At 72.9% G+C, this 24585-nt stretch carries 19 protein-coding genes; 7 read left to right on the top strand and 12 right to left on the bottom strand.

Features of this window, described 5'->3' with window-relative positions; all coding sequences use genetic code 11:
• The first annotated feature begins 2 nt into the window (after positions 1 to 2).
• Positions 3 to 308: a hypothetical protein gene (locus ACI791_RS09625; protein WP_456585842.1), complete on the top strand. Its 306-nt coding sequence runs from the start codon at positions 3 to 5 to the stop codon at positions 306 to 308.
• 66 nt (positions 309 to 374) lie between these two features.
• Here the strand turns inward: ACI791_RS09625 and ACI791_RS09630 are convergent, their stop codons facing one another.
• From ACI791_RS09630 to mce, 4 genes are all read right to left on the bottom strand, one after another.
• Positions 375 to 1601 carry a class F sortase gene (locus ACI791_RS09630; protein WP_456585843.1) on the bottom strand — a complete coding sequence of 409 codons (1227 nt, stop codon included), beginning with the start codon at positions 1599 to 1601 and terminating at the stop codon, positions 375 to 377.
• A gap of 68 nt (positions 1602 to 1669) precedes the next feature.
• Positions 1670 to 2923 carry a hypothetical protein gene (locus ACI791_RS09635; protein ID WP_456585844.1) on the bottom strand — a complete coding sequence of 418 codons (1254 nt, stop codon included), beginning with the start codon at positions 2921 to 2923 and terminating at the stop codon, positions 1670 to 1672.
• Between the two features lie 160 nt (positions 2924 to 3083).
• Complete coding sequence (gene ccrA / locus ACI791_RS09640; protein ID WP_456585845.1) at positions 3084 to 4415, bottom strand: crotonyl-CoA carboxylase/reductase; 1332 nt, start codon at positions 4413 to 4415, stop codon at positions 3084 to 3086.
• A gap of 97 nt (positions 4416 to 4512) precedes the next feature.
• A complete protein-coding gene (mce, locus tag ACI791_RS09645) occupies positions 4513 to 4989 on the bottom strand; it encodes a methylmalonyl-CoA epimerase (RefSeq protein ID WP_347057684.1) in 477 nt (158 codons plus the stop codon).
• A gap of 228 nt (positions 4990 to 5217) precedes the next feature.
• Between mce and ACI791_RS09650 the strand changes: the two genes are divergently transcribed.
• The 3 genes from ACI791_RS09650 (at position 5218) to ACI791_RS09660 (ending at position 8976) form a co-directional block, all read left to right on the top strand.
• Positions 5218 to 6408: an acetyl-CoA C-acetyltransferase gene (locus ACI791_RS09650; protein ID WP_456585846.1), complete on the top strand. Its 1191-nt coding sequence runs from the start codon at positions 5218 to 5220 to the stop codon at positions 6406 to 6408.
• Positions 6405 to 7445 (top strand): methylmalonyl Co-A mutase-associated GTPase MeaB, encoded by a 1041-nt coding sequence (gene meaB / locus ACI791_RS09655; protein WP_456585847.1) that lies wholly within the window; start codon positions 6405 to 6407, stop codon positions 7443 to 7445. The genes ACI791_RS09650 and meaB overlap by 4 nt, the downstream gene beginning before the upstream one ends.
• Positions 7446 to 7506: 61 nt before the next feature.
• Entirely contained in the window at positions 7507 to 8976 is a 1470-nt protein-coding gene (locus tag ACI791_RS09660) for a phytoene desaturase family protein (protein ID WP_456585848.1), read from the top strand.
• A 53-nt stretch (positions 8977 to 9029) separates the two neighbouring features.
• Here the strand turns inward: ACI791_RS09660 and ACI791_RS09665 are convergent, their stop codons facing one another.
• Together ACI791_RS09665 and ACI791_RS09670 are read right to left on the bottom strand one after the other, a co-directional pair.
• Positions 9030 to 9614: a hypothetical protein gene (locus ACI791_RS09665; RefSeq protein ID WP_456585849.1), complete on the bottom strand. Its 585-nt coding sequence runs from the start codon at positions 9612 to 9614 to the stop codon at positions 9030 to 9032.
• Positions 9611 to 9943, bottom strand: coding sequence for a hypothetical protein (locus ACI791_RS09670; protein WP_456585850.1), 333 nt, complete (start codon positions 9941 to 9943; stop codon positions 9611 to 9613). The genes ACI791_RS09665 and ACI791_RS09670 overlap by 4 nt, the downstream gene beginning before the upstream one ends.
• Positions 9944 to 10089: 146 nt before the next feature.
• On the opposite strand from ACI791_RS09670, the gene ACI791_RS09675 reads away from it, so the two are divergent.
• The 3 genes from ACI791_RS09675 (at position 10090) to ACI791_RS09685 (ending at position 13399) form a co-directional block, all read left to right on the top strand.
• A complete protein-coding gene (locus ACI791_RS09675) occupies positions 10090 to 10608 on the top strand; it encodes a MarR family winged helix-turn-helix transcriptional regulator (protein WP_456585851.1) in 519 nt (172 codons plus the stop codon).
• Positions 10609 to 10647: 39 nt separating this feature from the next.
• Positions 10648 to 12327, top strand: a complete 1680-nt coding sequence (locus tag ACI791_RS09680) for an acyl-CoA mutase large subunit family protein (protein WP_456585852.1) — start codon at positions 10648 to 10650, stop codon at positions 12325 to 12327.
• 112 nt (positions 12328 to 12439) lie between these two features.
• Complete coding sequence (locus ACI791_RS09685) at positions 12440 to 13399, top strand: tetratricopeptide repeat protein (RefSeq protein ID WP_456585853.1); 960 nt, start codon at positions 12440 to 12442, stop codon at positions 13397 to 13399.
• On the opposite strand, the gene ACI791_RS09690 is transcribed toward ACI791_RS09685, so the two are convergent.
• The 6 genes from ACI791_RS09690 to ACI791_RS09715 form a co-directional block, all read right to left on the bottom strand.
• On the bottom strand, positions 13396 to 14781 hold the full coding sequence (locus ACI791_RS09690) for a neutral zinc metallopeptidase (protein ID WP_456585854.1): 1386 nt from the start codon (positions 14779 to 14781) through the stop codon (positions 13396 to 13398). The genes ACI791_RS09685 and ACI791_RS09690 overlap by 4 nt on opposite strands.
• Positions 14782 to 14826: 45 nt before the next feature.
• On the bottom strand, positions 14827 to 16215 hold the full coding sequence (locus ACI791_RS09695) for a neutral zinc metallopeptidase (RefSeq protein WP_456585855.1): 1389 nt from the start codon (positions 16213 to 16215) through the stop codon (positions 14827 to 14829).
• A gap of 134 nt (positions 16216 to 16349) precedes the next feature.
• A complete protein-coding gene (gene glgB / locus ACI791_RS09700) occupies positions 16350 to 19172 on the bottom strand; it encodes a 1,4-alpha-glucan branching protein GlgB (protein ID WP_456585856.1) in 2823 nt (940 codons plus the stop codon).
• 52 nt (positions 19173 to 19224) lie between these two features.
• The gene (locus ACI791_RS09705) at positions 19225 to 20592 is read right to left on the bottom strand and encodes a maltokinase N-terminal cap-like domain-containing protein (RefSeq protein ID WP_456585857.1); all 1368 of its coding nucleotides are present in this window, start codon (positions 20590 to 20592) and stop codon (positions 19225 to 19227) included.
• The gene (treS, locus tag ACI791_RS09710) at positions 20589 to 22409 is read right to left on the bottom strand and encodes a maltose alpha-D-glucosyltransferase (RefSeq protein ID WP_456585858.1); all 1821 of its coding nucleotides are present in this window, start codon (positions 22407 to 22409) and stop codon (positions 20589 to 20591) included. Before treS ends, ACI791_RS09705 begins: the two co-directional genes overlap by 4 nt.
• A 48-nt stretch (positions 22410 to 22457) precedes the next feature.
• Positions 22458 to 24491, bottom strand: coding sequence for an alpha-1,4-glucan--maltose-1-phosphate maltosyltransferase (locus tag ACI791_RS09715; protein ID WP_456585859.1), 2034 nt, complete (start codon positions 24489 to 24491; stop codon positions 22458 to 22460).
• Positions 24492 to 24585: the final 94 nt, after the last annotated feature.

Raw genomic sequence — 24585 nt, forward strand, 5'->3', positions numbered from 1 at the left:
GGGTGCCCCGTCGCCGTCCACGGACCGGGTCGCGTTCCTCGGGGCGCCACCCGGTCCGTCGTCCCGAGCAGGTCGAGGAGGCGTCCGACGGCGACTGGGTCGTCCGGGCGATCACCGGGGCGGCCACGGGCAAGACCTACCGCTGCCCCGGCTGCGACCAGGAGATCCGCCCCGGGACGCCGCACGTGGTCAGCTGGCCCGCCTACGCCCGGAACTCCGACCTCGACGCCTGGGACGTCCACTCCGCCGCGGACCTGCGGCGGCACTGGCACACCACCTGCTGGCGCTCGCGCGCGCGGCGACGCTGACGAGGGACCGCGCACTCCCGCCATCCCCGCGGGCTCGCGTCAGGCCCTCGGCGGATGGCCGTTCGCTCAGGTCACGAGCTCCGCGGACACCACCACGTTGTCGCGGTAGCTGCCCCGCTCGGCGGCGAACGGCCCACCGCAGGTGATGAGCCGGAGCTCGGCTCCCGTAGTGGGGGCGTAGACCACGGACCCGGGGAAGCCCGTCTTGGCGTAACGGTCGACGGCGGTCACCCGGAACCGGGCCGTCGTGCCGTCGGCCCGCTCCACCCGGACCTCGTCGCCGGGGGTGACCTCCGCGAGACCGCCGAGGGCGCCCGGGCGGCCGGCCCAGTCCACGTGGCCCGTGAGGACCGCCGGGCCGGGCGCGCCCGGGAGCGGGCCGCCGGTGAACCAGCCGGTCAGCGCCGGGTCCGCCGGTGGGACGAGCGCGCCGTCGCCGTCCAGCCCGGCGCCGACGACGGCGGTGTCGATGCCGGCGGCCGGCACCCGCAGCCGCACCGGGGCGGCCTCCACCGGAGCCGGATCCGGTGCCGCGGCGGCCAGGACGGCGAGAACGTGCGGCAGCCAGCTCACGGCCGGGCCCGGTCCGCCACCGGCCTCGACGCCGCCCGCAGGGGGCGTCGCCGGCCCGGTGGCGTCCACGACCCCGCGAAGCTCGATACCGCCGCCGGGCCGGTCGAGGGCCAGCAGCGTGCGGACGGAGCCGGTCGGCAGGTCCAGCGCGACGGCCGCGCCCGCGCCGGGTACCTCGGCCCGGTACCTCCCGCCGGGCACCGTGACCGGCGGCCCGGCACCTGGAAAGCGCAGATCCGCCGCGAGCGGCGAGCCGTCGTCCAGCACCACGTCGAGCGAGGGCAGCGAGGCGGCCGCGGCGAGCACCCGGACCCGCGCGGTGCCCGGGGGAGGCGCGCTGAGGTCGTCGGGGAAGGACGCCAGCGACAGCCGGGCGAAGGACCCGGCGAGCGCCACGGTCGACGCCTGACCGGCGGCCACCTCGACGCGGGCGGAGAGCGCCGGTGGCGTGGTGTCCGGGGCGCCGGCGGCGCGGACGCTGACCGCGTAGGCACCGGGCGGCAGCTCCGCGTAGCTGCCTACGTCGCCGTACCGGAGCCCCGCCGCCACGACGGGACCCGGTTCGGTGAGCACCTCCCCGGCCGGTGCGGCAGCGGTCAGGGAGACGTCCACCGCCGGGCTGTCGGGGGACAGGTGCGCGACCCGCAGCAGCCCCGCCGCCGGCTCCTCGGCCAGGGCACGGCCCGGGGTGCCGAGAACGGCGCCGAACACGACGAGCACGAGGACCAGGACGGCCGACAGCCCGCGCCCTGGTCGGACGCGGGCTGTCGCGAGGTGGCGCGTGGAGTTCAGGAGCGCCCCTGGCCCACCGGCTCGTCGATCGACTGGGTGGTGGCCGGCTGGGGAGCCGTGGTGGCGCCGGTGGGCGCGGGCCGCGGCGGCATGGGCAGCTGCCGGGTGGTGGTCTCCCCGGAGCGGTGGGCCGCGGGGAACGTGGCGGTCACCGGGTCGGTGCGCGTGGGCTGGCGGGCCGCGGCGGCCTCGCCCTCCCCACGGGTGACCTGGACGGCCGGCTGCTGGGCGGTCTGCGGCCCGGCGACCGGTGCCGGCGACTGGGCAGCGGGCGCCGGCTGACCCGCGGAGGCCGGCTGGGGGCCCGGGCTCGGCGAGGCCGGCGCCGCGGAAGCGGGCTGCTGCGCGGCGGGCCGCCGGGGGACCTGCTGCTCCGGCGAGGTCTCCCGCGCGGCGGGCGGGGCCGGCTGGGGGCGCCGCGCGGTGCCGGCGTCGTCACCGGACTGCTGGGGGCGGTCACCGAGGTCGGGCAGGTCGTCCAGCAGCCGGCGGGCCTGGACCAGCCGGCTGGTCAGCTCGTCGCGGACCTCGCGGATGGCCTCGGCGCGGGCCTCGGCATCGGCGACCAGCTGGGCCGCGTGCTGCTCGGCCCCGGCGATCCGCTGGCGCGCGGCCTGGACCGAGACGCGCTCGCGATCCTCCTCGGCCCGGGCGGCCTCCGCGCGGCGGGCGCGCTGCGCGATCTCGAAGTCCTCCTCGACCTTGGCGCGGCGGGCCTGCGACTCGGCGTCGAGCCGGGCCACCCGCTCCTGCGCCTTGGCGACCAGCTCGTCGGCCCGGATCTGGGCCTTCTGCGCGATCTGCTCGGCGCTGTGCCGGGCCTCGGCGATCATGCGCTCGACCTCGGCCTGCCCGGCGGCGTGGCGCTCGAGCAGCGCCCGCTCCTCGGCGGCGGTCTGCTCGCGGACGGCCATCGCGTCGTTCTCGGCGGCGCGGCGGATCTCGCCCGCCTCCTCCTCGGCGAGCTGCAGCATGTGCTGGATGCGCTCGCTGATGTTCTCGAACGTGGGCGCCGACGCCGTCGCGGCCTTACGGCGCAGCGACTCGATCTCGCCGTGCAGGGCCGACAGCTGGCCGGCCAGGTCCGCCGTCCGGGCGGCGGCGGCATCACGGTCGGCCAGCGCGATGCGGAAGTCGGCCTCCAGCCGCTCGATCGTCTCGGCGACCTGGCCGCGGTCGTACCCCCGCAGGACCACGTCGAACGAGTGCTGGGCCTCGTGCATCGGCAGATCGCGGCGGGGGTCGCTCATACGTCCATCCTCGCAGAAGGGGAAGGGCCCGTCACCGGTCCCGCGGAGTCCAATCCCAGGTGCCCCGGACGCCCCGGACGCCCCTGGCGCCACGCGCCGGCCCCGGGGTGGCCCGGTCCGGAGACTCGCCCCGAGCGCGCGAGAGGTGAGGGGGCCTCTGTCAGAGCCCGCGGAAGCGGTTGATCGCCTCGAGGTGCTTGGCGCGCTTCTCGGCGTCCTTCACGCCCAGGCCCTCCTCGGGGGCGAGGGTCAGGACGCCGACCTTGCCCTGGTGGGCGTTGCGGTGGACGTCGAGGGCGGCCTGGCCGACGTCAGCCATCGGGTAGACCTTGGACAGCGTCGGGTGGATCAGCCCCTTGTCGATGAGCCGGTTGGCCTCCCACGCCTCCTTGTAGTTGGCGAAGTGCGAGCTGACGATCCGCTTGAGGTTCATCCAGAGGTAGCGGTTGTCGTACTCGTGCATGTAGCCGGTGGTGGAGGCGCAGGTGACGATCGTGCCGCCCTTCTTGGCGACGTAGACGCTGGCGCCGAACGTCTCCCGGCCGGGGTGCTCGAAGACGATGTCGACGTCGTCGCCGCCGGTCAGCTCACGGATCTTCTTGCCCAGGCGCTGCCACTCCTTGGGGTCCTGGGTGTTCTCGTCCTTCCAGAACTGGTAGCCCTCGGCGGAACGGTCGATGACCAACTCGGCGCCCATCGTGCGGACGATCTCGGCCTTCTCCGGGTTGCTCACGACGCACACCGGGATCGCACCGCCGTTGAGCGCCATCTGGGTGGCGTAGGAGCCCAGGCCGCCGGAGGCGCCCCAGATCAGCACGGTGTCCCCCTGCTTCATGGCGGCACCGTTCCTGCTCACCAGCTGGCGGTAGGCGGTGGAGTTGACCAGCCCGGGGCTGGCCGCCTCCTCCCAGGACAGGTGGGCCGGCTTGGGCATGAGCTGGTTGCTCTTGACCAGCGCGAGCTCGGCGAGCCCGCCGAAGTTGGTCTCGAAGCCCCAGATGCGCTGCTGGGGATCCATCATCGTGTCGTCGTGGCCGGCCGGGTCCTCGAGCTCCACCGAGAGGCAGTGCGCCACGACCTCGTCGCCCGCCTTCCACTTGTTGACGCCCGGGCCCACGCGCAGCACGACGCCGGCCAGGTCGGAGCCGACGACGTGGTAGGGCAGGTCGTGCCGCTTGGTGAGCTCGGACACCCTTCCGTAGCGCTCCAGGAAGCCGAACGTCGAGACCGGCTCGAAGATCGACGTCCACACGGTGTTGTAGTTCACCGAGGACGCCATGACGGCGACGATCGCCTCGCCCGGGCCGAGATCGGGGGTCGCGACCTCCTCGACGTGCAGCGACTTGCGGGGGTCCTTGTCCTTCGTGGACAGGCCCACGAACATGTCCTGCTCGTCCTTGCGGACGAGCACGGCGCGGTAGGACTCCGGCACTGCCAGGCTCCCCAACGCGTCCAACTGGTCGGCGAGGATGGCGTCCCTGATCTCGTTCACGCGTACTCCCGGGTCATCGGTGGCCGTCGTCGGCCGGCTCGGAGGGCGGTGCGGGTGCGCAGAGGTTACCGATGGGTAACAGCGGGGGTGCAGCCGGTCAGTGGGCGGGGGCGGCGGCGGGCTCGACGAGCTCCACCAGGACACCGCCGGCGTCCTTCGGGTGGATGAAGTTCACCCGGCTGTCCGACGTCCCCCGCTTGGGGACGTCGTAGAGCAGGCGCAGGCCGCGCTCGCGCAGCGTCGCGCTGACCGCCTCGACGTCGTCGACCCGGAAGGCCAGCTGCTGCAGGCCGGGCCCGGAGCGGCCGATGAACTTGGCGATCGTCGACTCCGGGGTGAGCGGCGCGAGCAGCTGGATCCGGGTGTCGCCGGTGCCGACGGCGAGCATCGCCTCGCGGACGCCCTGCTCCTCGTTGGTCTCCTCGTGCACCGACTGCACGCCGAAGGCCTGCGCGTAGAAGGCGATGGCCTCGTCCAGGTCGGGGACGGCGATGCCGACGTGGTCGATGGTGGTGAACAGCCCCGCGGGCAGACCGGCGGGAGTGCTGGTGCGATGGGCGTCGTTGGTGGTCACGCGGGCATGATGCCGCCAAGACGTCTGAGACGACGGGTCGGGGTGCCGGGGTCACCCCGGGGCCGTGACGGCCACCGCAGATGTCGCCCTGCCGCACGTCGGAGCGCCGTCCTATCCTTCCGGGAAGGCCCGGCGCCGCGCCTGGTCGTGACCTGCCCGGTCGCGGTCGATCGCGGTGCGTCCCGACAACGTGGTCGCCACCGGCGGCGGCCCGGCACTGGAGGCAGCATGTCCCGCTCGGTCATCGTCAGCGGCGCCCGCACCCCGATGGGGCGGCTGCTCGGCTCCCTCAAGGACTTCTCCGCGGCCGACCTCGGCGGCGTCGCCATCAAGGCCGCCCTCGAGCGCGCCGGCATCTCCGGCGACCAGGTCGACTACGTGATCATGGGCCAGGTCATCCAGGCCGGCGCCGGCCAGAACCCGGCCCGCCCGGCCGCGGTCGCCGGCGGCATCCCCATGTCGGTGCCGTCCTTCACGCTCAACAAGGTCTGCCTCTCCGGCCTCGACGCGATCGCGCTGGCCGACCAGCTGATCCGCGCCGGGGAGTTCGACGTCGTCGTCGCCGGTGGCATGGAATCCATGACCCAGGCGCCGCACCTGCTCGCCGGCTCGCGGACCGGCACGAAGTACGGCGACACCAAGCTCATCGACTCGATGGCGCACGACGGCCTCTCGGACACCTTCGACCAGGTGGCCATGGGGGTGCTCACCGAGCAGGCCAACAGCCGCTACGACCTGACCCGCGAGGAGCAGGACGAGTTCGCCGCCGCCAGCCACCAGAAGGCCGCGCGCGCCGCCAAGGACGGGATCTTCGACGAGGAGATCACCCCGGTCCTCATCCCCCAGCGCAAGGGCGACCCGATCGAGTTCCGCGAGGACGAGGGCATCCGCCCCGACACCACCGCGGAGAGCCTCTCCAAGCTGAAGCCGGCGTTCGCCAAGGACGGGACGATCACCGCCGGCAGCGCCTCGCAGATCTCCGACGGCGCCTGCGCGGTCGTCGTCATGAGCGCCGAGAAGGCCGCCGAGCTCGGCTGCACCGTGCTCGCGGAGATCGGTGCGCACGGCGTCGTCGCCGGGCCCGACGCCACGCTGCAGAGCCAGCCGTCGCGGGCGATCCAGAAGGCCTGCGAGCGGGAGGGCATCGACCCGCAGTCACTCGACCTGGTGGAGCTGAACGAGGCCTTCGCCGCCGTGGGCATCGTGTCCACCCGCGAGCTCGGGATCGACCCGGAGAAGGTGAACCCCAACGGTGGCGCCATCGCCCTGGGGCACCCGGTCGGCATGAGCGGCGCCCGGATCGTGCTGGACCTGGCGCTGGAGCTGCGCCGTCGCGGTGGCGGGGTCGGTGCCGCCGCGCTGTGCGGTGGCGGCGGTCAGGGCGACGCGCTGATCCTGCACGTCCCCGCGAAGGCGTGAGCGGACCCCCGGAGGGGACTGCGGTCCAGACGTCCACCCCCGTCCCCGCCGGGCCCCGACCCACCCGCCGCTCCCGGCGTTCGGTCGACGTCCCGACGCTGGTGGAGCGCGCGCGGGAGGGCGACGCGCGCTCGGTGGCGCGGCTGATCTCCCTGGTGGAGGACGCCAGCCCCGCCCTGCGCGAGGTCGCCGCAGCGCTGTCCCCGCACACCGGCCACGCCCAGGTGATCGGGCTGACCGGCTCCCCGGGGGTGGGCAAGTCCACCTCGACGACGGCGCTGGTGCGGGCACTGCGGCAGGCGGGCAAGCGGGTCGGGGTGCTCGCGGTCGACCCGTCGTCGCCGTTCTCCGGTGGCGCCCTGCTCGGTGACCGGGTCAGGATGCAGGACCACGCCGGGGACGGCGGCGTCTTCATCCGCTCCATGGCCTCCCGCGGCCACCTCGGCGGCCTCTCGTGGGCCACCCCGCAGGCGCTGCGCGTGCTCGACGCGGCCGGCTGCGACGTGGTGCTGATCGAGACCGTCGGCGTCGGGCAGTCGGAGCTGGAGATCGCCTCGCTCGCCGACACCACGCTGGTCCTCGTCGCCCCCGGGATGGGCGACGGCATCCAAGCGGCGAAGGCCGGGATCCTCGAGGTCGCCGACGTCTTCGTCGTCAACAAGGCCGATCGGGACGGCGCGGACCAGACCGTGCGCGACCTGCGCTACATGCTCTCCCTCGGCGGCCGGCACTCCGAGGCCGGCCACTGGCGGCCGCCCATCTGCCGCACGGTCGCCGCCCGGGACACCGACAACGGGATCGACGACGTGCTGGCGAGGATCGAGGAGCACCGGCAGTGGCTGGAGTCCTCCGGTGAGGGCCACCGTCGTCGCAGCGAGCGGGCCGCCCGCGAGATCGAGGCGATCGCACTGGCGACGTTGCGGGAGCGGATGGGCGACGTGCGCGGATCGGCCGCGCTGGGCGCGCTCGCCGACCAGGTGGTCGACGGCGGGACCGATCCCTACCGCGCCGCCGACGAGCTGCTCGGCCAGTTGTAGGCGCTGACCGGGCAGGTCGCGCCAGGTGCGGCCAGGATGGACGGGTGAACGGGCTGCGGCATTGAACGGCAAGGCGGACGCTGTCGTCGTCGGAGCGGGACCCAACGGGCTGGCGGCGGCGCTGCGCCTGTCCGCCGCGGGGCTGCGCGTGCAGGTGGTGGAAGCGGCGGAGCGCCCCGGCGGCGGCCTGCGCACCGAGGAGCTCATGCGCCCGGGCTACCACCACGACGTCTGCTCGATCGTGCAGCCGATGGCCGCCGCGGCGCCGTTCTTCCGGGAGTTCGACCCGGAGAGCCGCGGCGTGCGCCTGGTGCACCCGGAGATCAACTTCGCGCATCCGCTCGACGGCGGGCGCGCGGCGGTGTCGGTCCGGTCACTGGAGGAGACGGCGGTGGGGCTGGGCGCGGACGCGGACGCCTACCGCCGGCTGTTCGGGCCGCTGGTGGAGCACGGGACCGATGTCGTCGACTTCTTCCTGACCAGCCGGCTGCGGCGGCTGCCGACCCGCAGCGTGCCGCAGATCGCCACGTTCGGCCTCGCCGGCCTGCCCAACGTGCGCTGGCTGGCGCAGCGGCACTTCGAGAGCGAGGAGGCCCGGGCGCTGCTCGGGGGCGCGGCCGCGCACGGCATGCTCGACCTCAGCCAGCCGCTGACCTCCGCGCTGGGCATGCTGCTCACGATGTTGTCCCACCACGTCGGGTGGCCGCTGATCGAGGGCGGGTCGCAGAGGCTCGCCGACGCGATGGTGACCGCGCTCGAGGAGCAGGGCGGCGAGGTGGTCACCGGCCACCACGTCACCGACCTGCGCGAGTTCGACGGCGTCCCGGCCGTGCTGCTCGACACCACCCCGCGGGCCTTCGTCGCGATGGCCGGCGACCGGGTGCACGAGGGCTACCGCCGCTGGGTGTCCCGGTACCGCCACGGCGCGGGCGTCTTCAAGATCGACTGGATCCTGTCCGAACCGGTGCCGTGGACCAACCCCGACGTCCGGCGGGCCGGCACCGTCCACGTCGCCGGTAACCTGGACGAGACCATCGCCGGTGAGCGTGCTCCCAACCGCGGGGAGATTCCCGACCGCCCGTACGTGCTCGCCGTGCAGCCCACGGTGCCCGATCCCACCCGCGCACCGGAAGGCGGGCACATCCTCTGGGCCTACGTCCACGTGCCGCACGGCGCCGACGTCGACATGACCGACGCCATCGAGCGGCAGATCGAGCGCTTCGCCCCCGGATTCCGCGACACGGTGCTCGAGCGGTACACGAAGAACGCGGTGGCGATGGAGGAGTGGAACCCCAGCTACCCCGGTGGGGACATCTCCAACGGCCAGGCGACGCTGCGGCAGATGCTGGCCCGTCCGGTGCCCCGGTGGAACACGTACAAGACGCCGGTGTCTGGCGTCTACCTCGCCTCGGCGGCGACCCCGCCCGGTCCCGCCGTGCACGGCGCGTGCGGGGACAACGCCGCCCAGGTCGCGCTGCGCGAGGTGTTCGGCATCCGGCACTTCCCGCCGCTGCGCCCCGCCCTCCGCTGACCGGGGCCGCCGCCGAGCTCACGTCGACCTCGTCGGGGTCCGGACGAGGCCGGTCACCGCAGGGTGGAGAACCGGTTCAGGGCTGATCTCGATGCCACGAAGCGGGCGATCCGTGCCAGGAGCAGCTCGGGTCGGTGCAGGTCGGCCGCGGTCACGAAGAGCACCGTCCAGCCCGCGCCGCTGAGCCGGTCGAGTCGCCGGCGATCCCGCCCTACCTGCTGCCGCTCGCCATGCCACTCACCGTCGTACTCGAGGGCCAGTCGGAGTTCCGGCCAGGCGAAGCCGACCCGGGCGATGAACCGGTCGGACGTCCGGACGCTGTACTGCGCGACCGGGGCGGGGAGTGTGGACCGGTGGAGGAGCAGGCGCAGACGTGTCTCCTGGGGCGACTCGGCCAGCCCGTCGGCGAGTGCCGTCGCCGTCCGAACCGCCCGGCAGTCCCGCCCGGTGACCCGCTGAGCCGCAATGCGCACCTCGTTCAGGGACACCAGTCCCGGGCGGAGGAACCGGTCCAGTGCGACGACTGCTTCATCCGGTGGGCGGATCCGCGCGACGTCGAGGGCCGTCCGCAGGGGGGTGGTGGCGGGCGCGCCGTGCCGTTCGGTGACGTCGTCGGGGTGCAGCGCACGCCGGTTCACGCGGATGCCGGCGACAGGACGACCCCCGAGGTCCGGGGAACGGTGCACTCGTCGTCGTCGTCGTCGTCGGGCGTGGCGAGGCCGACTCCCCACAGCACCGCTGCGGTTCGCCCGCAGGCCACCGCGCCGGGGACGAGGAGGCTCGTGGCGGCTCCGGCGCGGAGCTCATGGGTGAGGTCGAGCGACGCGCAGGCGTAGACGTCGGGAAAGGCCCGCCGCCACGCCGAGCTCTGTACCTGGTGCCGGATCAGCAGCCCGGCGCGCCCCGCGGCGGAACCACGGAAGACGGTGCCCTGGAGACGGGGTGGACGCACCGGAGGTCTGGGCACGACCGGACCCTGGCCTACCGCGGGGGGCTGCCCGGTCGTCGTCCACAGATCCGCGCCGAGATGGGCTGGGAACCGCCTTCGCCGACGGGTGATACCGGTTCGCTGGCCATCTCGGCACGGCGAAGTGGCCCGGTAGCGTGCCGCTCATGGTCCGACCGCTGGGGCTGCCCTTCGACCCGATCGAGCGGGCAGGGGAGACGTGGGAGCAGCGCTTCGGCCCGGCGTCGGCCATGCGCGCGGCGACGTCGCTCTTCCGGGTACAGCAGATCCTGCTCGCCCGATTCGACGAGGTGCTCAGGCCGCACGGGCTGACCTTCGCCCGGTACGAGGTGCTCGTGCTGCTCACCTTCAGCCGCAGCGGCGAGCTCCCGCTGAAGGTCGTCGGCAGCCGGCTGATGGTGCACCCGACCAGCGTCACCAACGCGATCGAGCGCCTGGTGGCCGCGGGCTACGTGGACCGGCGGCCGAACCCGGCCGACGGCCGCGGGGTGCTGGCGGCGATCACCGACCGCGGGCGCGCGGTGGTCGAGGTGGCGACCACGGCGCTCATGGCCGTGGAGTTCGGGCTGGCCGAGCTCTCCGAGGCGGAGCGGGAGCAGCTGTTCGGCACGCTGCGGAAGGTGCGGCTGGGCGCCGGGGACGTCGCCGGAGATCGAGCCGGGTGACGGTCGACACACGATAGTTGGACGTCCTAGCATCTGGTCATGACCCAGGACGCGCGGCAGCGGTGGCAGCAGCGGTACGAGGCGGCGCTCGCGGCGGGGCGGGTGCGGAACGCCGACTTCACCACCCTCTCGGGCGTCGAGGTCGATCCGGTGTACGGCCCGGCCGACGAGAGCGCCGTCGAGAACTTCGAGCGCATCGGCTACCCGGGGGAGTTCCCCTTCACCCGGGGGCTGCACGCCACCGGCTACCGCGGGCGGGCGTGGACGATCCGCCAGTTCGCGGGCTTCGGCAACGCGAAGCAGACCAACGAGCGCTACAAGATGATCCTGGCCGAGGGCGGCGGCGGGCTGTCGGTCGCGTTCGACATGCCCACCCTCATGGGCCGCGACTCCGACGATCCCCGCAGCCTCGGCGAGGTCGGGCACTGCGGCGTCGCCATCGACACCGCGGTGGACATGGACGAGCTCTTCGACGGCATCGACCTCGAGGCGACGACGACGTCGATGACCATCAGCGGCCCCGCCGTCCCGGTGTTCTGCATGTACCTGGTCGCCGCCGAGCGCCAGGGCGCGGACATCGGCCGCCTCAACGGCACGCTGCAGACCGACATCTTCAAGGAGTACATCGCGCAGAAGGAGTGGCTCTTCCCGCCCGAGCCGCACCTGCGCCTGATCGGCGACCTCATGGAGTACTGCGCCGAGCACATCCCGGCGTACAAGCCGATCAGCGTCTCGGGCTACCACATCCGCGAGGCGGGCTCGACCGCCGCGCAGGAGCTGGCGTACACGCTGGCCGACGGCTTCGCCTACGTGGAGCTGGGCCTCTCCCGCGGCCTGGACATCGAGCAGTTCGCACCCGGGCTGTCCTTCTTCTTCGACGCGCACATCGACTTCTTCGAGGAGATCGCGAAGTTCCGTGCCGCGCGCCGGATCTGGGCCCGCTGGCTGCGCGACGTGTACGGGGCGACCACGGAGAAGGCGCAGCAGCTGCGCTTCCACACCCAGACGGCGGGGGTGTCGCTCACCGCCCAGCAGCCGGACAACAACATCACCCGCACCGCGGTGGAGGCGCTGGCCGCCGTGCTCGGCGGCACCCAGAGCCTGCACACGAATGCCCTCGACGAGGTGCTCGCGCTGCCGAGCGCGAAGGCGGCGCAGATCGCCCTGCGCACCCAGCAGGTCATCGCCGAGGAGACCGGGGTGGTCAACGTCGCGGACCCGCTGGGCGGGTCGTGGTACGTCGAGGCGCTCACCGACGACATCGAGCGGCAGGCCGAGGAGATCTTCGCCCGCATCCGCGACATGGGCACCGACGGCACGATGACCTCCGGGGTCCTGCGGGGTATCGAGGACGGGTGGTTCACCGGGGAGATCGCCGAGGCCGCGTTCGCGTACCAGCGGGCCCTGGAGAAGGGCGACAAGAAGGTCGTCGGCGTCAACACGCTGGTCGGTTCGGTGGACGCCCACGACAAGCTGGAGATCCTGCGGGTCAGCCACCAGGTCGAGGTCGACCAGAAGGCCGAGCTCGCCGGCCGTCGGCAGCGGCGGGACGACGACGCCGCCCGCGCCGCGGTCGAGCGGATGGTCGAGGTCGCCCGCACGGACGCCAACATGGTGCCGGCGATGCTCGACGCGGCGCGGGCCGAAGCCTCCCTCGGGGAGATCTGCGACGCGCTGCGCACCGAATGGGGCGGCTACACCGAGCCCGCGCGGTTCTGAGCGGGCCTCGTCGCGGCGCCCGGAGGCTCCCCGGGTGGCGCGACGGATGGGCTCCACGCAGGCCGCGACGGCCCCTGGCTGCGGTGTCGACCGGTAGGGAGACAATAGGTACATGCAGCCGACCCGTCCAGGACGTCCCGACCCGCGCGCGCAGGCCCAGCAGGCCCAGATGGCGGCCGCGATGGCCGGTGCGGTCGACCTCGCCGCGGTCAAGGCGCGGTCCGAGGCGGCCGCCCGGGCGCAGGCGGCCCCACCGCCGAGCGCCGCAGCACCGGCCGGTGCGCCGGGGGGCGCCGTCGTCGACGTCACCGAGGCGACCTTCCAGGCCGAGGTCCTCGACCGGTCGTTCCAGGTGCCGGTGGTGCTGGACCTGTGGGCAGAGTGGTGCGGGCCGTGCAAGCAGCTCTCCCCGGTGCTCGAGGCGCTGGCCGTCGAGGGCGGCGGCTCCTGGGTGCTCGCCAAGGTCGACGTCGAGGCCAACCCGGCGCTCGCCCAGGGGCTGCGGGTGCAGGGCATCCCCGCCGTCAAGGCGGTCTGGCAGGGGCAGCTCGTCGCCGAGTTCACCGGTGCGATCCCCGAGGAGCAGGCGCGCCAGTTCGTCACCGAGCTGGTGCAGGCGACCACCGGCGGGGCCGTTCCGGGTACGGCGCCGGAGGAGTCGGAGGACCCGCGCCTGGACGCCGCCGAGGCCGCGCTCGAGCGTGGTGACCTCGCCGCCGCCGAAGCCGCCTACCAGGCCATCCTCGCCGAGGAGCCCGACCACGCCGACGCGGCGCTGGCGCTGCGCCAGGTGCAGCTCTTCCGGCGGGCCGAGGAGGCCGGCCCCGACGCGCTGGCCGCCGCTGACGCGGCTCCGGACGACGTCGCCGCGCAAACCCGCGCCGCGGACTTCCTGCTCGGCACGGGCAACATCGAGGCGGCCTTCGACCGGCTGCTCGACGTGGTCCGGCGCACCGCCGGTGAGGACCGGGACGCGGCGCGCAAGCACCTGGTGGAGCTGTTCGCCGTGGTGGGCGACCAGGACCCGCGGGTGAACCAGGCCCGGCGCCAGCTCACCGCCGCGCTCTTCTAGGCCGCGACGTCGCAGGCGGCGGCGCCCTCCACGAACCCTCCCCGGAAGACGTCGACCAGCTGGAAGCCCGACAGCTGGGCGGCACCCAGGACCTGCTCCTCGACGCCGTAGGTGAGCAGGAAGAGCACGCTCTCGTCGATGTCCCCGGGTGAGACCTCCGTCCCCGGCACCGCGCCCCGGTTGACCTCCGCGCTGAACCAGCCGGTGAGGCACACCGCCGAACGGATCGCATCCGGATCGGCCGGGTCCAGGCCCAGCTGGTCGCGGGCGCCCAGCGCATAGGGGATGGAGATCGCCGTCGCGACGGCGAAGTCGCCCAGCCGGTACGCCTCCCTGGTGAGGCCCTCGTCGAAGCCGACCACGTTGCCGTCGGCGCAGTAGACGAGGTCGCGATCGGCCGGTGCACAGCCCGGCGCACGGCCGGCGAAGGGCTCGAGCGGGGGAGCGTCGAACCGCCCGCCGAAGTCCTCGGCGAACACCCGCTCCCAGAACGCCGGCAGGGCGCTGTCGACCAGGCTGACCAGCTGGTCGTAGGGCAGGTTGCCCTGCCGGCGGAAGTCGTCGTCCCGGGTGAACTGGCTCTGGGTGAACACCCGCTCGGGCCCGAACTCGTCGCGGCAGGCGACCGCCCCGGCGTCGAAGCCCTCCTGGAAGGCGGAGACGCGGTCGAAGTAGGAGCCGTGGGCCGACTGCTGCGCAGTGCCCGTGCCCACCGGGTCGCGGAGCAGGAAGTAGCCGCGCAGCAGGTCGTCGAGATCGGCCTCCTCCATCTCCGAGCGCTCGGCGTTCCCGGCGGCGACCCAGGCGGTCCACGCGCCGGCGAGGCAGTCCGCCTGCGTCTCGATGGCGATCGAGGCCGAGGGGGCGCCGACCCGGCCCTGCACCGCGTGCCCGAACTCGTGCGCCATCACCAGCGCGGGCAGGAATCGGCCGTACCCGGAGGCGAGCTCAGCGAGGAAGGCGCGGTCGTAGGTGATCGAGTCGGAGTTCGGTCGCTGCCCGTCCAGGCAGTAGAAGGCGTTGTCCTCCACCTCCCGGGGGGCGGCGCCGCAGCCGACGCCGTCCGGGTACTGCCGGGGGTCGAGGTCGCCGGGATCGACGCTGAAGTAGCCACCCTGCAACGGCTGGAACGCGGTGCCGAACACCTCGGGGAGCTCCCCGGCCCAGAAGACCTCCAGGTCGGCGAGCGCGTCGGAGGCGAGCACGTCGACCTCCTCCGCCGTGGCGCCGACGACGGGGGAGTTCCCGCCCGGGACCGTCCCCGGGCCCGGCCCGGACGAGCGCGGCGGTTCCAGCACCACGACGCCGCAGCCGGTCAGGACGCCGGTGGCCAGCACCGCGACGAGGGCGGCCAGCAGACGGGTCCCGCGTCGCTGAGGCATGCTGTCTGGATCACCGTCGCCGGGCGGTCGCAAACGCCGCGCGGGTCAGCCGCCGAGCTCGCAGGCCTTCCCGCCGTCGAGGAAGCCGGTCCGGAAGGCGCCCACCAGCTCGAAGCCCGACGTGTCGACGTCCGGGAAGACCCGGTCGTCGACGCCGTACTGCAGCAGGAACTGCACGGCCTCGTCCAGGTCGCCGGGGCTGATCTCGGCCTCGAGCAGCTCGCCGAAGGCGTCGTCGTACCACTGAGCCTCGTACCAGCCGGTGAGGCAGACCGCCGACCACATCGCCGCGCCGTCATCGACCGACAGGCCGGCTTGGTCGCGGACCGCCAGGGCGTAGGGCAGCGCCATGGCGGTGGCCAGCGCGAAGTCGCCGATCTCGTCGTAGGCGGGCACCGCGAGCTCGCTCTCGTCGATGTAGACGGTCCGGTCGTCCCGGCAGTAGCCCAGGTCGCGGTCCTCGAGCCCCGCGCAGTCGGGCGCATCCCCTCGGAAGCCGGCGACCTCGGGGGCGTCGAACTCGCTGCCCAGCGCATCGGGGAAGGCCTCGCCCCAGAAGGCGGGCAGCGTCGTCCCCACCCACGTCACGATGTCGTCGAATGCGGCGTTGCCCTGGTCGAGGTCGGTCGGCTGGAACTCGGCCGCGGTGAACAGCCGGTCCTCGCCGAAGGCGTCGCGGCAGGTGGCCAGGCCGGTGTCGAAGCCGTCGTAGAACGCCGAGACCCGGTCGAAGTAGGAGCCGTGCGCCTCGACGTCGTCGGGGTCGCTCCCGACGTCGTCGCGCAGCAGCAGGAACCCGCGGACGACGTCGTCGAGCTCGGGTTCGCGCAGGGACAGGTGGCGGGACCCGCCGTCGGCGACCCAGCGCGTCCACGCCCCGGCCAGGCAGTCGGCCTGGGTCTCGTCCTGGATGCTGCGACCGGACGCGGCGAAGCCGAAGCGGCCCTGCATGGCGTGCCCGAACTCGTGGGCCATGACCACGGGGACGAGGAAGCGGCCGTGGTCGTCGGAGAGCTCCTGCAGCAGCGAGCGGTCGTAGGCGATGACGTCGCAGACGGGGTCGTAGAAGGCGTTCCCGGCCACGTCCTCGGGTGCGGTGGACGAGTCCTCGCAGCCGATGCCGGTCTCCGGGTAGGCGCTCTCGTCGAGGTCTGCGGAGTCCACCGAGAAGTAGCCCGCCAGCGGGGTGTACTGCCCGCCGAAGTGCGCCGGGTAGGCCTGCGTCCAGAACGCCTCCAGATCGGCCAGCGCGTTCCGGGCGAACTGGTCGATGGGCTCCTCGCTGACCCCGGTGACGGGGAAGTCCTGGGCGGGGACGTCGACCGGCTCACCGGGCCCGGGGGAGGCCTGGCCGCGGACGGTCCCGGTGGCGCAGCCGGTGAGCACCAGTCCCGCGACGACCACGGGGGTCATCCGGCGCAGTAGCGGCCTCATCCCGGCGCTTCCTCCACGTGCCCGGCGGGTGCCCACCCGGCCGGGCGCGCGCGGCACAGCATGCCCGGTGCACCGGGCGACCGGCGGCACTCCGGCCGCACCGGAGCGGCGCGGCCGGAGGAGGCGACGGGCGATCAGCCCTCGTGCAGGAACCAGACGGTGCCGAGGGGCGGAGCGGAGATGGTCGCCGAGTACGGCTGACCGTGCCACGGCTGGGCCACCGCCTCGACACCGCCGTAGTTGCCGACCCCCGAGCCGCCGTAGCCCTCGGCGTCGGAGTTGAGGAGCTCCCGCCACTGCCCGGGCCGGGGCAGGCCGATCCGGTACTCGTGGTGGGGGCTGCCGGAGAAGTTGACGACGCAGGCCAGCGCCGACCCCTGCGGCGCGGCCGGCTCGACGGCGCCGGCCGGACCGACCGCCTCGGCGTCGGCGGTGCCCGCCGCCGCTTGCGGCGCGGCTCCGTAGCGGAGGAACGACAGCACGTTCCCCGAGGCGTCGTTGGCGTCGATCCACTGGAAGCCGGTGGGATCGACGTCGAGGGACCAGAGGGCGTCGACCTCCTTGTAGCGGCCGTTGAGATCGGTCACCAGCTGCAGGACGCCGCGGTGCGCCGGGTCGTCCAGGTGCCACCAGTCGAGCGAGCGGCTCTCGGCCCACTCGGAGTCCTGCGCGAACTCCGAACCCATGAACAGCAACTGCTTGCCCGGGTGGGCCCACATGTACGCCAGGTAGGCGCGCAGGTTCGCCAGTTGCTGCCACCGGTCGCCGGGCATCTTCCGCAACATGGAGCCCTTGCCGTAGACGACCTCGTCGTGGCTGATCGGCAGGACGTAGTTCTCGCTGTAGGCGTAGTGCATCGAGAACGTGAGCTGGCCGTGGTGGTAGCTGCGGTAGATCGGCTCCCGCTCGGCGTAGGCCAGCGAGTCGTGCATCCAGCCCATGTTCCACTTGAAGCCGAAGCCCAGGCCGCCGAGGTGCGTGGGCCGGGTGACACCCGGCCAGGCGGTGGACTCCTCGGCGATCGTCACCACGCCGGGGACCTCGCGGTAGACGGTGGCGTTGAACTCCTGCAGGAAGGCCACCGCCTCCAGGTTCTCCCGGCCGCCGTACTTGTTCGGCAGCCACTCGTCGCGGGAGTAGTCCAGGTAGAGCATCGAGGCCACGGCGTCGACGCGGATGCCGTCGACGTGGAACTCCTTGGCCCAGAACAGCGCGTTGGCGACCAGGAAGTTGCGGACCTCGGACCGGCCGAAGTCGAAGACGTAGGTGCCCCAGTCCAGCTGCTCGCCCCGGCGCGGGTCGCCGTGCTCGTACAGCGGCGTCCCGTCGAAGCGGGCCAGCGCCCACTCGTCCTTGGGGAAGTGCGCGGGCACCCAGTCGACGATGACGCCGATCCCGGCCTGGTGGGCGCGGTCGATCAGGTACCGCAGGTCGTCCGGGCTGCCGAAGCGCGAGGTGGGGGCGTAGTAGGAGGTGACCTGGTAGCCCCAGGAGCCGCCGAAGGGGTGCTCGGCCAGCGGCATGAACTCGATGTGGGTGAAGCCGGCGGAGACGACGTAGTCGACGAGCTCGTCGGCGAGCTCCCGGTAGGAGAGCCCCTGGCGCCAGGACCCGGCGTGCACCTCGTAGATGCTCATGGGCCGCTGGTGCCACCCCGCCTCGGCGCGGGTGGCCAGCCAGGCGTCATCCTTCCACTGGTAGGAGGACTCGGTGACCACGGAGGCGTTCAGCGGTGGCACCTCGGTGGCGAACGCCAGCGGGTCGGACTTCTCCCGCCACGTGCCGTCGGCGCCGAGGACGTGGTAGCGGTACCGGACACCGGCCTGCACGCCGGGGATGAAGATCTCCCAGACGCCGGAGGACCCCAGGTGCCGCATCGGGTACGCGCGGGCCTGCCAGTAGTCGAAGTCGCCGGTCACCTTCACGCCGCGGGCGTTGGGCGCCCAGACGGCGAAGGAGACGCCCTCCACCGTGCCGCGGGGTGTCTCGTAGCGCCGGACGTGTGCCCCGAGCACGTCCCAGAGGCGTTCGTGCCGGCCCTCGCGGATGAGGTGCTCGTCGAGCGGGCCGAGCGTGGGCAGCCAGCGGAAGGGATCGTCGACGGTGTGCGTGGTGGTGCCGCCCGACCCGTCCCCGTAGACCACCTCGATGCGGTAGTCGCCGGGCTGGCGGGGGAGGCGCGCCTCGTAGATCTCCCCGCCGTGCAGTCGGACGGCGTCGTAGCGGCTGCCGTCCTCGTCCAGGACGGCGACGGCGACGGCGTCCGGACGCAGCGTGCGCACCGCCCAGCCGCTCCCGGTGCGGTGGGCGCCGAGGACGCGGTGCGGATCGCGGGACCAGCCCTCGACGATCGCCCGCAGGTCCTCGTCGGTGAGGGTCTGGATCGTGACGTCCTCGGCCGCACCGGCGGTGGTGCCGCCGGACAGCCCGGAGGCCTGGGCGGGCGCCTGGGGGGTGGGCGGCGTGGCCGGGTCGGGGTCGGGCGCCTCCGGCTGCCCGGCCGGTGCGCCGGACGGCGAGCCGGGCTGGGCGACGGGCGCGGGGGACACCACCGGGTTGACCGTGGTCTCGGTGTCGTCGCCGCCGGGTTCCGGGGTGGCCTCGGTGGCCGTGGGAGCGGGTTCGGAGTTCTTCGCCGTCGACCGCTTCGCGGCGGGCACGGGGGTGTCCGAGGCCGCCGCCTTCCGGGCCGGGGCCCGCTTCGCCGGAGACTTCTTCGCGGGCGCCGCCTTCTTGGCCCCCGCCTTCTTGGCCGGCGGTGCGTCCGCGGCGTCGGTCGTGCCCGCGTCGGCGGCCGTCTTCTTCGCGGCGGTGCGCCGGGTCGACTTCTTCACCGGCTCGGCGTTGACCACCGGGCCGGCGCCGTTGGCCTCGGCCTCGGCCACCCTCTCTTCCACGGCGCGCTGCAGATCGTCCTTGCCGGCCACGTGGCTCTCGCCTCGGTCGTCGGTCGTCATCGTCTCGCCGTCCTCGTCCGTTCTCGGTGCTCTGGTCCGTCGGTTCGGGAGCTCAGTCGCGACCGGCGAGCCGGGCGATCGACTGGAGCGGGATCATGAGCCAGTGCGGACGGTTCCTCGCCTCGTAGACGCACTCGTAAACCGCCTTGTCGGCCTCGAACGCCCGAAGGAGTGGTGACTCCCCGCACGGGTCCAGCCCGCTGGCCTCGGAGTAGCCGGCGCAGAAGGCGGCCCGGTTGCGCGCCGCCCACTCCTGGGCGCGGTACTCGCGCTGCGAGTCCTCGGGCTGCTCGACGAGCAGGTGCCGGGCGGCGTAGTCGAAGCTGCGCAGCATGCCGGCGACATCCCGCAGCGGGCTGTCCAGCTCCCGGCGGGACGCGAGCGGTCGGGCCGGCTCGCCCTCGAAGTCGAGGATGATCCAGCCGGTCGCGGTGCGCAGGACCTGGCCGAGGTGGAGGTCCCCGTGCACCCGCTGGCGGACCACCCGCTCGTCGGCGCCGACGATGCCGGCGTACACCTCGCGGAGCGCATCGGCGTGCTCCGCCAGCTGGGGCACGATCTCGATGGCCGCGTCCAGCCGATCGGACATCTGCCGGGACACGGTGGCGAACCACTCCGAGGTGGCCTCCTCCGTCGGCAGGACCGCCGCCATGTCGGCGTGCACGGACGCCGTGGCCGCGCCCAGCCGCTCGCTGTCGGCCGCGAAGTCACCGCCCACCTCGTCGGCGTGCAGGTCGCCTTCCGCGTACAGGTCCCGGACGCTCGCGGTCGCCAGGCGCCAGCCGTCGCTGGCGTTCGGCACGAAGGTCTGCAGCATGGCGACCGTGGCCGGTTCCCCGCCGGAGGGGTCGTCGATCTCGACATGACCCAGCAGCGGGGCGATGTGCTCGTTGTCCGTCCGGCGCAGGGCGCCGTGGATCTCGACGTCGGGGTTCAACCCCGGCTCCAGCCGGCGGAACAGCTTGAAGATGGCTTCCTGGCCGTAGACGAGGGAGGTGTTGCTCTGCTCGGTCGAGATGATGTCGCCGGGCAGGCCGTCGGGGATGTTCCCCTCGTCCGCGGGGGAGAAGCGCATCGGGCCGACCGACGAGCCCTGGGCCAGGTGGATCAGCCAGGGGGCCGTGGCCTCCCGGTCGCGCATCGCGTCGTAGGCGAACGTCTGGTTCCCCTCGTTGGCGACCGAACCGATGAGTGCCGTCTCCAGGTCCTCGGACTGCTGGTCACGCCAGGACAGCGGGACGAGGTAGGTGTCGCGGGCGCCGTCGGTGTACTCGATGGTCACCCGGTGCACCGAGAGCACCGGGTTCCCGCGGTCGAGGAAGAAGCCTTCCTCGGTGACGCCGGCCCATTCGCGGCCCTTGCCGCCGAACCACCGCTGCTGCGGGATCCACTCACGGAACAGCTCGGCCAGTGCGCTCATCGGGCGTCTCCGGACTCGTCGGACGGGGTCTCGTCGGCGTCGCTCACCACACCGGCGGCCAGCAGCGAGTCGGCGACGGCGCTCGACGTGGCGCTGGCCCAGTCCTCGTGCTCGTCGGGAACCGGCTCGGTGGGCTTGGACAGCTCGAACCAGTAGAAGCCGTGGCCGGCGAGGGTGAGCATGTAGGGCAGGACGCCGATCTGCGGGAACTCCACCCGGCCGGTGAGCTCGACGGGGGTGTAGCCCTCGAACCGCCGCAGGTCCAGCTCCACCGGCTGCGGAAACCGTGACAGGTTGTTGACGCAGAGCACGACGTCGTCGCCGAACTCGCGGACGAACGACAGCACGGTGGGGTTGCGCGACCCGATCTCGGCGTAGCTGCCGAGTCCGAACGTGGGGTGCTGGCCACGGACCTGGATCATCCGGCGGACCCACTGCAGCAACGAGTTGGTGTTGCGCAGCTGCGACTCCACGTTGGTGACCTGGTAGCCGTAGACGGGGTCTCCGTTCAGCGGCAGGTACATGCGCTGGGGGTCGGCGCTGGAGAACCCGCCGTTGCGGTCGGGCGTCCACTGCATGGGGGTCCGGACGGCGTCGCGGTCACCGAGCCAGATGTTGTCCCCCATGCCGATCTCGTCGCCGTAGTACAGGACCGGCGAGCCGGGCAGCGACAGCAGCAGGGCGTTGAACAGCTCGAGGGTGTTGACGTCGTTGTCCAGGAGCGGGGCCAGTCGGCGGCGGATCCCGATGTTGGCCTTCATGCGGGGGTCCTTCGCGTACTCGCCCCACATGTAGTCGCGCTCCTCGTCGGTGACCATCTCGAGGGTCAGCTCGTCGTGGTTGCGGAGGAAGACGCCCCACTGGCAGTTGTCGGGGATGTCCGGCGTCTGGGCCATGATCTCCGAGATCGGGAAGCGCTGTTCCCGGCGCACCGCCATGAACAGGCGCGGCATGACCGGGAAGTGGAACGCCATCTGGCACTCGTCGCCGTTCTCGCCGAAGTACTCGACGACGTCGGCCGGCCACTGGTTGGCCTCGCAGAGCAGCACCCGGTCGGGGTAGTCGGCGTCGACGACCTTGCGCACTTCCTTGAGGAGCTCGTGCGTGCGTGGCAGGTTCTCGCAGTTGGTGCCCTCCTCCTCGAAGAGGTAGGGCACGGCGTCGAGCCGGAAGCCGTCGATGCCCAGGTCCAGCCAGAACCGGAGGGCATCGATGATCGCCTCCTGGACCTTCGGGTTCTCGAAGTTCAGGTCGGGCTGGTGGGAGAAGAACCGGTGCCAGAAGTACTGCTTGCGCACCGGGTCGAAGGTCCAGTTGGAGCTCTCCGTGTCGACGAAGATGATCCGTGCGTCGGCGTAACCGGTGTCGTCGTCGGCCCACACGTAGAAGTCGCCGTAGGGGCCCTCGGGGTCGCTGCGGCTGGCCTGGAACCACGGGTGCTGGTCCGATGTGTGGTTCATGACGAAGTCGATGATCACCCGCATGCCGCGGGCGTGGGCGGCCTCGAGGAACTCGCGGAAGTCCTCGATGTCGCCGAACTCCGGCAGGACGGCGGTGTAGTCGCTGACGTCGTAGCCGCCGTCGCGCAGTGGCGAGGCGAAGAACGGCGGCAGCCACAGGCAGTCGACGCCGAGCCACTGGAGGTAGTCCAGCTTGTCGATCATGCCGCGCAGGTCGCCGACGCCGTCGGCGTTGCTGTCGGCGAAGCCCCGGACGAGGACCTCGTAGAACACCGCGCGCTTGTACCACTCCGGGTCGGTGCCCGGTGGTGGGAGCGGGGAGTGGTTGCTGCGGGAGTCGGGGACGGGAACGCTCATCGACGCCAATGCCTCGTTCGGATCGGAGGTGCGGTCGGAAAGGGCCGGTTACTCGACCGGCGGCGGGAACTGCACGGGACGCGGGAAGGTGACGGCGAAGACGTGGGCCGGCTCCCGGTAGGGGTCGAGCTCCACGTAGTTGAACTGGCCCCAGTCGTACCGGGCGCCGGTGAGCTCGTCGGTGACCGCGAAACGCTCGTGCCAGTCCAGGCCCAGGGTCGGCAGGTCCAGTGCCGTCGTGCCGATCTGGGTGTCCCGGCTGGACAGGTTCACGACGACGAGGACGGCGTCGTCCGAGCCGGGGTCCGTCTTGGAGAAGCACAGCAGGTTGGGGTTGTCGACCTGGTGGAACCGCAGGGTGCGCAGCTGCTGCAGAGCGGGATGGGCCCGCCGCACCTCGTTGAGCCGGCGCAGGTACGGCGCGAGGCTCCGGCCCGACGCCTCCGCGCCCGCCCAGTCGCGCGGGCGCAGCTTGTACTTCTCGCTGTCGAGGTACTCCTCGCTGCCCGGCTTCACGGCCACGTGCTCGAAGAGCTCGAAGCCGGAGTAGACGCCCCAGGTGGGGCTGAGCATCGAGGCGAGCACGGCCCTGATCTTGAACATCGGCGGGCCGCCGAACTGCAGCGACTCGTGGAGGATGTCCGGGGTGTTCACGAAGAAGTTGGGCCGCATGTAGTGGCAGTTCGCGGCCAGCTCCTGGCCGTACTCCTCCAGCTCCTGCCGCTCGGTGCGCCAGGTGAAGTACGTGTAGGACTGCGTGAACCCGATCCGGGCCAGCTGGTGCATCATCGCCGGCCGGGTGAACGCCTCGGCCAGGAACAGCACGTCCGGATCGGTCTTCTTGACCTCCCAGATCAGCCAGTGCCAGAAGTTCAGCGGCTTGGTGTGCGGGTTGTCGACGCGGAAGATGCGCACGCCGGCGTCCATCCACACGCGCACGACCCGCAGCACCTCGGCGTAGAGGCCCTCGGGGTCGTTGTCGAAGTTGATCGGGTAGATGTCCTGGTACTTCTTCGGCGGGTTCTCCGCGTAGGCGATCGTGCCGTCGGGCTTGGTGGTGAACCACTCGGGGTGCTCGGCGACCCACGGGTGGTCCGGCGCGGCCTGCAGCGCGAGGTCCAGCGCGACCTCCATGCCGAGCTCGCGGGTGCGCGCCACGAAGGCCTCGAAGTCGTCCATCGTGCCCAGCTGCGGGTGCACGGCGTCGTGCCCGCCCTCGTCGCTGCCGATCGCCCAGGGCGAGCCGACCTCGTCGGGGCCGACGTCGGAGGGGTTGCCGCCGGGGAACTGGCTGGAGTTCGGGCCCTTGCGGTTCACCTTCCCGATCGGGTGGATCGGGGGCAGGTAGACGACGTCGAAACCCATCTCGGCGATCGCCGGCAGCCGGTCGGCGGCGGTGGTGAAGGTGCCGTGCGTGGGCCGCCCGCCGACGACGGGGCCCTCCGAGCGTGGGAAGAACTCGTACCAGGACCCGTAGAGGGCCTCCTTGCGGTCGACCCACACCTCGTACTCGGGGGAGCGGGTGACCAGCTCGCGCACCGGGTGCTCGTGCAGGTACCGCTGCAGGCCCGCCGCGAGCGCGGGGGCGATGCGGACGGTCAGCTCCTGCGAGGTGTCGCGCAGCGAGCCGGCGGCGGCGGTGATGCGGTCGCGCCACTCGCCGTCGGCCTCGGCGGCGACGCGGTCGAGCAGCCGCGCGCCCTCCTCGAGGTCGTTGGCGAGCTCCTCGGGCCCCTGGCCGGCCTCGACCTTGACCTCGACGGCGTGCTTCCACGTCGTGAGCGGGTCGCTCCACGCCTCGACGCGGAAGGTCCACCGGCCCTCCCGGTCGGGTACGACGCCGGCGATCCAGCGGTCGGGCTCCGGGGGGAGCTTCGCCATGCGGAGGAAGGGGGCGGCCGCGTCGTCCCCTTCGGGCGGGGTCCACACGACGTCGGCCGCGACGGCGTCGTGGCCCTCGCGGAAGACGGTCGCGGTGATCGGCAGGTGCTCGCCGACGACCGCGCGGGCCGAGAAGGACCCGCAGGACACGACGGGGGCGACATCGGTGATGCCGAGGCGGAGGTCAGCGCGGCCATTCATCCCGGCCACGCTATCGAGGTGCCGCCCCACCAGCATCTCGGCCGCGCACCGGCCCCTCGCGTCGGGGCGGCCGGAAGGGGTGGGGCCCTCCCGG

Source organism: Blastococcus sp. SYSU DS0973, assembly GCF_054051055.1.

Excerpts from the sequence above, each read along its gene's own strand:
- ACI791_RS09635 (WP_456585844.1), bottom strand. The coding sequence starts at position 2,923 with ATGAGCGACCCCCGCCGCGATCTGCCGATGCACGAGGCCCAGCACTCG.
- ACI791_RS09650 (WP_456585846.1), top strand. The coding sequence starts at position 5,218 with ATGTCCCGCTCGGTCATCGTCAGCGGCGCCCGCACCCCGATGGGGCGG.
- ACI791_RS09675 (WP_456585851.1), top strand. The coding sequence starts at position 10,090 with ATGGTCCGACCGCTGGGGCTGCCCTTCGACCCGATCGAGCGGGCAGGG.
- ACI791_RS09680 (WP_456585852.1), top strand. The coding sequence starts at position 10,648 with ATGACCCAGGACGCGCGGCAGCGGTGGCAGCAGCGGTACGAGGCGGCG.
- ACI791_RS09685 (WP_456585853.1), top strand. The coding sequence starts at position 12,440 with ATGCAGCCGACCCGTCCAGGACGTCCCGACCCGCGCGCGCAGGCCCAG.
- ACI791_RS09690 (WP_456585854.1), bottom strand. The coding sequence starts at position 14,781 with ATGCCTCAGCGACGCGGGACCCGTCTGCTGGCCGCCCTCGTCGCGGTG.
- ACI791_RS09695 (WP_456585855.1), bottom strand. The coding sequence starts at position 16,215 with ATGAGGCCGCTACTGCGCCGGATGACCCCCGTGGTCGTCGCGGGACTG.
- glgB (WP_456585856.1), bottom strand. The coding sequence starts at position 19,172 with ATGACGACCGACGACCGAGGCGAGAGCCACGTGGCCGGCAAGGACGAT.
- ACI791_RS09705 (WP_456585857.1), bottom strand. The coding sequence starts at position 20,592 with ATGAGCGCACTGGCCGAGCTGTTCCGTGAGTGGATCCCGCAGCAGCGG.
- treS (WP_456585858.1), bottom strand. The coding sequence starts at position 22,409 with ATGAGCGTTCCCGTCCCCGACTCCCGCAGCAACCACTCCCCGCTCCCA.
- ACI791_RS09715 (WP_456585859.1), bottom strand. The coding sequence starts at position 24,491 with ATGAATGGCCGCGCTGACCTCCGCCTCGGCATCACCGATGTCGCCCCC.